The organism is bacterium (assembly GCA_040755795.1).
In the GTDB taxonomy this organism is placed as follows: Bacteria; UBA9089; CG2-30-40-21; order CG2-30-40-21; family SBAY01; genus JBFLXS01.
In genome coordinates this window covers 1-7,161 of sequence record JBFLXS010000198.1, presented here as the reverse complement: position 1 = coordinate 7,161, position 7,161 = coordinate 1, and the positions used below count along the sequence as shown (strand labels likewise).

7 protein-coding genes are annotated in these 7,161 nt (G+C 34.8%); 2 read left to right on the top strand and 5 right to left on the bottom strand.

Features of this window, described 5'->3' with window-relative positions; translation table 11 throughout:
- Positions 1-167: 167 nt before the first annotated feature.
- Positions 168-713 (top strand): hypothetical protein, encoded by a 546-nt coding sequence (locus AB1414_12600; GenBank protein MEW6608263.1) that lies wholly within the window; start codon positions 168-170, stop codon positions 711-713.
- Between the two features lie 295 nt (positions 714-1,008).
- Positions 1,009-2,796, top strand: coding sequence for an NADH-quinone oxidoreductase subunit NuoF (gene nuoF, locus AB1414_12595; GenBank protein MEW6608262.1), 1,788 nt, complete (start codon positions 1,009-1,011; stop codon positions 2,794-2,796).
- A gap of 137 nt (positions 2,797-2,933) precedes the next feature.
- Here the strand turns inward: nuoF and ptsP are convergent, their stop codons facing one another.
- The 5 genes from ptsP to AB1414_12570 form a co-directional block, all read right to left on the bottom strand.
- A complete protein-coding gene (gene ptsP, locus AB1414_12590; GenBank protein MEW6608261.1) occupies positions 2,934-4,709 on the bottom strand; it encodes a phosphoenolpyruvate--protein phosphotransferase in 1,776 nt (591 codons plus the stop codon).
- Complete coding sequence (locus AB1414_12585; protein ID MEW6608260.1) at positions 4,706-4,993, bottom strand: HPr family phosphocarrier protein; 288 nt, start codon at positions 4,991-4,993, stop codon at positions 4,706-4,708. Before AB1414_12585 ends, ptsP begins: the two co-directional genes overlap by 4 nt.
- Complete coding sequence (locus tag AB1414_12580; protein MEW6608259.1) at positions 4,990-5,826, bottom strand: PTS system mannose/fructose/sorbose family transporter subunit IID; 837 nt, start codon at positions 5,824-5,826, stop codon at positions 4,990-4,992. Before AB1414_12580 ends, AB1414_12585 begins: the two co-directional genes overlap by 4 nt.
- A gap of 4 nt (positions 5,827-5,830) precedes the next feature.
- On the bottom strand, positions 5,831-6,553 hold the full coding sequence (locus tag AB1414_12575) for a PTS sugar transporter subunit IIC (protein ID MEW6608258.1): 723 nt from the start codon (positions 6,551-6,553) through the stop codon (positions 5,831-5,833).
- A gap of 112 nt (positions 6,554-6,665) precedes the next feature.
- Positions 6,666-6,857 carry a hypothetical protein gene (locus tag AB1414_12570; protein MEW6608257.1) on the bottom strand — a complete coding sequence of 64 codons (192 nt, stop codon included), beginning with the start codon at positions 6,855-6,857 and terminating at the stop codon, positions 6,666-6,668.
- Positions 6,858-7,161: the final 304 nt, after the last annotated feature.

The following is a 7,161-nucleotide window of genomic DNA, read 5'->3' as shown; positions in this document are numbered from 1 at the left end:
GTTGTTTGTGTCATAAGTTTGTCCTCCTTATTTTAGTTAGTTAATACTTTTTGTATAGTATACCATAAAATCTTTCGCAGGTCAAACTTGACACTTTATCATATCATCTCTGCGGTGAACAGTTACCGAAGAAAGTAAGTAGGGTAGGGGAGCAAGGAGAATAATGAATGATGAAATATAAATTAATAGGAATTTTAGTCATAATCTTTGGCTATATATCTCCTTCAGGAGCGCAAGACTATAGCTCACTGGGAAAATCTGTCTATTCCTCGAAATTTTATGGGAGTAAATATTCACAAGGGAAAAAGAAAACTACATCTTTAAAATCAACAGAACAAAGCAGTGGGTTATTATATGAGCGTGGGACATCTACTTTAAGAGGGGGAACTCACACCCCCACAGGATTATTATTATATAAATATGCTAAAAAAACTGAACCTGTTCCCTATGTGCCTATTTCGAAAGTAGCAACTTCTACCCTGACTTATACGACAACTGATTATGCAACCGCAGAAAGATTGAAAGTTGAAGAACCTATGTTTAGTCCCTGGTTAGGGCAATCGATTTATAAAAAACTATCTGAACAAGATAAAGATGATACCCCTGCATATTATTCTCCGACAGAAAGAAAAAATGATTATTATCAGCGATATTACTCTAATATTTTTTATAAGGGAAAAAATCCACCTGATAAAAAAGGTAGTGTTAAATAAAACATAGAAACCGTATTAATCTTGTAACTATTTAGCCATCTGGAGAATGAAAATAAAGGGATTCGGGACTCGGGAATAAAAGAATTCCTTAACCCCTAAATCCGAACCCCGAGTCCCAATTTTCAGGGGAAAGGAAGTTTCACGCAAAGAACGCAAAGGGAAATAAGGGAAATAGATAGGTAGGAGATAGAAGGTGGGAGGTAAGGAGATAGGCGTGAGGAGTGATGTTTTCTTTACTTTCTACTTTCTACTCTCTACTTTCTACTTCCTATTTTCAGGCGAAAGGAGATAAACAATGAAACAATATCGAACGAACCTATTAATTTGTGCGGGCACTGGTTGTGTTGCCAGTGGTTCATTAAAGGTAAAAGCATCATTAGAAGATGAACTTAAAAAACATAATCTTGAGGATGAAATTGGAATAGTTTTAACCGGGTGTAATGGTTTCTGTGCTCAGGGACCATTAATGGTTGTTTATCCAGAAGGTATATTTTATCAAGGGCTTAAACCAGAAAATATACCATTTTTAGTCGTAGAACATTTCCTGAAAGGGCGACCTGTTAAGGACTTAATGTACACACCTCCAGCAGAAAAAGAACCTGTTCCGGCAATGAGAGATATTCCATTTTTTAGCCGTCAGGTATTACGGGCTTTACGGAACCGTGGTTTGATTGATGCCGAAAAAATTGATGAATATATTGCCCGCGATGGGTATCTGGGTGCATCTAAAGCACTACTTGAAATGACCCCGGAAGAAATAATCCAGGAAATAAAAGATTCTGGGTTACGAGGTCGAGGTGGTGCTGGTTTCCCAACCGGGTTGAAATGGGAATTTTGCTCTAAGGCGAAAGGGGATATTAAGTATATTTTATGTAACGGAGATGAAGGAGACCCGGGGGCATTTATGGATAGGTCTATATTAGAAGCTGACCCACATGCGGTTTTAGAAGGAATGATTATTGGAGCAAAGGCAATTGGTGCTCATAAAGGCTATATCTATGTTCGAGCAGAATATCCATTAGCCGTGAAACGACTTGAGATTGCTATTGAACAGGCAACTGAATATGGACTTTTAGGGAGAGATATATTAGGTTCAGGGTTTGATTTCGAAATAGAGATTTATCAAGGGGCAGGGGCATTTGTTTGTGGTGAAGAGACCGCATTAATGACATCAATTGAAGGAAAAAGAGGAATGCCGCGACCAAGACCTCCATTTCCGGCTCATAAAGGACTCTGGCAAAAACCATCGGTATTAAATAATGTAGAGACATTTGCCAATGTTCCCCAGATTATTCTTAATGGAGGAAGTTGGTATGCCAGTCTCGGCACTGAAAAGAGTAAAGGAACTAAAGTATTTGCTTTAACGGGTGCAATAAACAATATCGGTTTAATAGAAGTTCCAATGGGTATCCCATTACGCCAGATTATCTATGATATTGGAGGTGGCATAAAGAATAGGCGTAAATTTAAGGCAGTTCAGATGGGTGGTCCTTCGGGTGGTTGTATTCCAGAAAGTCTTTTAGATATCCCGGTTGACTATGAATCTATTACACAGACTGGTGCAATTATGGGTTCTGGTGGAATGGTTGTTATGGATGAAACAACCTGTATGGTTGGAATTGCTAAATTTTTCTTAGAATTCACTCAAGATGAATCTTGTGGTAAATGCATTCCCTGTCGAGTAGGAACAAAGGTAATGCTTGATAAATTAGAAGAAATTACCAGCGGACATGGAAAAGAAGGTGATATTGAATTATTAGAAGAATTAGCAGAAGATATTAAAAATACATCTTTATGTGGGCTGGGACAAACAGCACCTAATCCAGTATTAACGACCATTAAATATTTTCGGAGCGAGTATGAAGCACATATTAAAGAAAAATATTGTCCCGCTCATTCTTGCTTGCCTTTATTGAAGTTTGAGGTAATTCCTGACTTGTGTAAAATGTGTGGTCAATGTGCCAAAGCTTGTCCTGTAAGTGCTATTACCTGGGAAAAGAAACAAGTAGCAAAGATAGATAAAGAGAAATGCATTCGATGTAAAACCTGTATTACCAGCTGTCGCTTTATGGCGATTGAATAAAATAAACGTAACTATTCACCACGAAGGGCACAGAGAGCACGAAGTGAAATTTGATGAATTATCGAATAGAGTCATTGGATGCGCGTAACTATTCACCACAAAGACACAAAAAAGAGATTATAAGAATTAATTAGTATCTAAGTGTGATTTCTTGCTGTATTGAACAAATGAGGGAATTTCTTATACATTATTTCCTTGAGGACATTTTCTACTTCATTGACGCTGTGCAATTTAAGTACTTTTTGCACTAATTCTTTTGCCTCAATAAGGCTTATTGACCGAATGACCTCTTTTACCTTCGGGATAGAGCTACTGGACATACTTAATTCATCTATTCCCATACCGACTAAAATAATCGTAAATAATGGGTCACCAGCCATCTCACCACACATACCTATCCATATTCCCTGATTATGTGCAGATTCGATGGTATAATTAATAGAGCGTAAAATAGCCGGATGTGCCGGGTTGTAAAGATGAGCTAATTGTTCATTAACTCTATCTATGGCAATGGTATATTGAATTAAATCATTTGTGCCAATGCTAAAAAAATCTACTTCTTTGGCTAAAATATCTGAAATCATTACCGCTGAAGGCGTTTCAATCATTATGCCAAGTTCTATGTTCGGAGCAAAACATACCTTTTCTGTCTTTAATTCCTGTTTTACCTCTTCAATGATTTTTTTTGTAGCTCGTAATTCTTCTAATTCTGAAATCATTGGAAACATTATTCTTAATTTACCAAAGTTACTGGCTCGAAATAGAGCTCTTATTTGTGTTTTAAACATATTCTTATATCTTAAACATAATCGGATTGCTCGCAATCCAAGGAAAGGATTTACTTCGGTTGGAGTTCCTAAGTAAGATAAATATTTATCTCCACCTACATCTAATGTTCTTATCGTCACAGGATATGGTTTCATTTGAGATATTACTTGTTGATATGCCTTTAATTGTTCATCTTCATCTGGTAATTCAGTTCTATCCAGATACAAAAATTCAGTGCGGTATAATCCAATTCCCTCTGCCCCTTCATCCTTTACAACATCAATTTCCTCTGGTAGTTCAATATTAGCCGCAATGTCAACTCTATAACCATCATTCGTTTGACCTGGCAAGTCTTTTAGCCAGGCTAAGCCCGCTTTAAATTCATCAAATATCTTTTTCTTTTTCTCATATTCGTTAATCGTCGCTTTATCTGGATTAACAATAACAATACCATGACTACCATCAATAATTAGAATATCTCCGGATTTAACTCGAAATGTTATATCTCTTAATCCAACTACGGCTGGAATTTCTAAGGCACGCGCCATAATGGCGGTATGCGAGGTTTGACCACCTATATCTGTCGCAAAACCCATTATCTTCCCTTTATACATATGCGAGGTATCTGATGGTGTTAAATTATGGGCAACGACAATAACATCTTCCTTTAATTCTTGTAGACTAAGATTAGTAGTTCCAACTAAATTTTCTAATATTCTCCGACCTATGTCATAAATATCTACTACTCGTTCTCGCATATAGGCATCTTCTAATCCAGCGATATTCTCAGTAATCATCTGCAGAACTTCCCACAAGGCATACTCTACATTGATATATTCTTTTCTTATTCTTTCAGAAACCTCAAAGATAAGTAACGGATCTTTTAAAATTAATAAATGAGCCTCAAAGATATTCGAATATTCTTCACCCATTTCTTCATGAACCTTTTCTTTAATCTTTACAATTTCTTTTTCAGTGTGTAAAACTGCCTCTTTAAAACTATTAATTTGATTTTCTACTTCTTCTTCAGTAATCTTTCTCTGAGTTATCTTGAGCTTAGTTATATCTAATAAATAAGCCTTGCCGATAACAATTCCTGGTGAGGCAATTACGCCTTTAAGTTTTAACATCGATGAAGTTATCATTCTTTTTCTCCAAATTTATCTTCGAATAATTTTGTTAATTTTTCTACCGCCTCTATAGCATCTTCGCCACGGGCATTGATTATTATTTGACTACCTTTGCCTGCATCTAAAGTTCCCACACTTAAAATACTTTTGCCATTTCTCCATCCTGAACCTGAGTTATTAACTTTTTTTACTTTAATCACGGATTGAAATTTAGTGGCAGCCTGGACGAAAATAACCGCCGCCCGGAGGTGTAACCCTAATTTATTTTCAAGTGTAACTATTTTTTCTACTGAATTCATAAGATAATCCTGGTTAAATATTTAATTTCAGAATTATAAGACCACATTCCCATTGTTTTAAAATAAACTAATAAACTCCCTATTCCCAATATGAACAAAAAGATAATCAAAGGACTGATTCTTATTCTAATGCCAATGCCTGTAGCAATTATAATTATCAATGATGCTATTCCAATAAAATATTCTTCAACCACATCAGTTTTTATTAAACGGGCATTAAACCAGCAAAGAATACTACTTAATATCCCCAAAAAAGTTATGCCGATAATATTGAATATAGATTTAATCCGCTGAAAAGAGATTTTACTGATTTTTTCTATCAGGTTTTCTTTAAGGCAATATCCTTTTTTTATGCCGATAAATCTCAGATATAAAGGCAAAATATTATAAATAATCAAGAAAAAGATTATTCCCCAAATAGGGGATTTTTGTATCCAGATTAAGGTTGATGTTATCATCATTCCCAAAAGGGAGATTAAAGGTCGATATGTTGCCCAAAGCAAACTATCTCCGATTCCAGCCAGAGGCGATGTCATATATGATTTCAAAACCGAGATGTCAGCCGGAGTTAATCCTTCTTTACCTTTTGATAGTTCTTCTTCTTTTGAAATAATTAAGCCACTAATTAATGTAATAAAATATGGATGCGTATTGATAAATTCTAAGTGTCGAAGAATAACTTCTTTTTGTGCTCGAGGCTGTGAATACAATTTTTTTATCATTGGGAATATCGTATAAACAAATCCTACACTTTGCATCCGCTCAAAATTGAATATTGACTGCACAAATAATGACCTGAAAAATATCTTGAAAATATCACCTTTAGATAGCATAGATTTAGCCTTTTATAAAAATTACAATACTTGTTAAAATAAAACCAACCACAAAATAAATAAGATACTTTCGCACACCTAAAACACTTATTGTTACACCACAACCAAATAATAAAAGTAATGGTAAAATAATGGTTAAATCAAATTTAGTGGCTAAAAGATTTGTTATTATTTTAACGGCAAATAGTCCAACGCTTATAGTCCCAATCAAGATTAAGGAATGGATAATAAAACTCATTCCTATACTTATCCAATTTATCCGTTCTATCATCTGTAAATTTCCTATTTTAATGTCAGCCTCTAATTTGTGTAAAAGGGTAATATTAACCTTTTCAAACAGGAAAAAATCAATCCATCTGGAGAAAAAACCAACAATGATTCCAAAGCACATAGATAAAATTAAAAAACTTACTTTTTCTAACAAATTAAGTGGTAGATTAATACTACCAATACAGACTAATGAAGTAATTGTGATACTACTTATCGTGGCATTTGGTGGAATAATAGTGCCTACTTGAAAGGTATTTATCCAGACTAATTCTAAAATAACTCCAATGATTGCCCCTAAATATAATCCTTCTTGAGGCGAGCCTTGCAATGACCCCAGTATTAATCCTAAAAAAGGCGAAACAACCAATGGTCTGGAAATCATTGTTTGGGCAATACAATAAGTATCTAAATTTATTAATCCACCAATTAATCCGGCTAATAAGATTTGAACATACATCACAAAATTTTTACCTTTTTATAATAGTCTATCACATTTTTTGCCAAAAGTCAAAGGATTTTTTTAGATTGAAGGTAATTGGTAATCAATGAGGCAAGGAATTAGTAGGCTACTATGAGGTCATTTTGATGGTTAAAAGAGAGTATAATTCACCTATCCAGAAAAATAGGAATATTAATAGTCCTAATTTAAGATACCGCGATTTTTTATACGGACTACTTTCAAAAGGTTCTACGCGGATTAACCTATCGATATAAATGCTGGTAAATATCACATTTATAATAGGCAAGATTAATCCAATCATAGATAAAAGTTTGTAACCGTTCAGGGCTATACATTAGAAGTGTAAACAAGGAGAAATGGGGAAAAGGGAGAATTGGAGAAATGGCTCAAACTTTTTCTTGCTCCACCCTTCGAAATGGGGTCAGGGTCAGACCGTGAATGTTGAATGTAAAAGGAACTGCTTTCTACATTCAACAGACTGTTGACATAAAGCAAGGAGAGGAGATATGTTTTTTTCGTCCATCTTATGCGAGATCTGAAGGTAAAATAAACTTTATGTTGGCGGGGTCAATCCAAAAAAAATTAAAGTTTAAGAGAAAAAATGC

Excerpts from the sequence above, each read along its gene's own strand:
- AB1414_12600 (MEW6608263.1), top strand. The coding sequence starts at position 168 with ATGATGAAATATAAATTAATAGGAATTTTAGTCATAATCTTTGGCTAT.
- nuoF (MEW6608262.1), top strand. The coding sequence starts at position 1,009 with ATGAAACAATATCGAACGAACCTATTAATTTGTGCGGGCACTGGTTGT.
- ptsP (MEW6608261.1), bottom strand. The coding sequence starts at position 4,709 with ATGATAACTTCATCGATGTTAAAACTTAAAGGCGTAATTGCCTCACCA.
- AB1414_12585 (MEW6608260.1), bottom strand. The coding sequence starts at position 4,993 with ATGAATTCAGTAGAAAAAATAGTTACACTTGAAAATAAATTAGGGTTA.
- AB1414_12580 (MEW6608259.1), bottom strand. The coding sequence starts at position 5,826 with ATGCTATCTAAAGGTGATATTTTCAAGATATTTTTCAGGTCATTATTT.
- AB1414_12575 (MEW6608258.1), bottom strand. The coding sequence starts at position 6,553 with ATGTATGTTCAAATCTTATTAGCCGGATTAATTGGTGGATTAATAAAT.
- AB1414_12570 (MEW6608257.1), bottom strand. The coding sequence starts at position 6,857 with ATGATTGGATTAATCTTGCCTATTATAAATGTGATATTTACCAGCATT.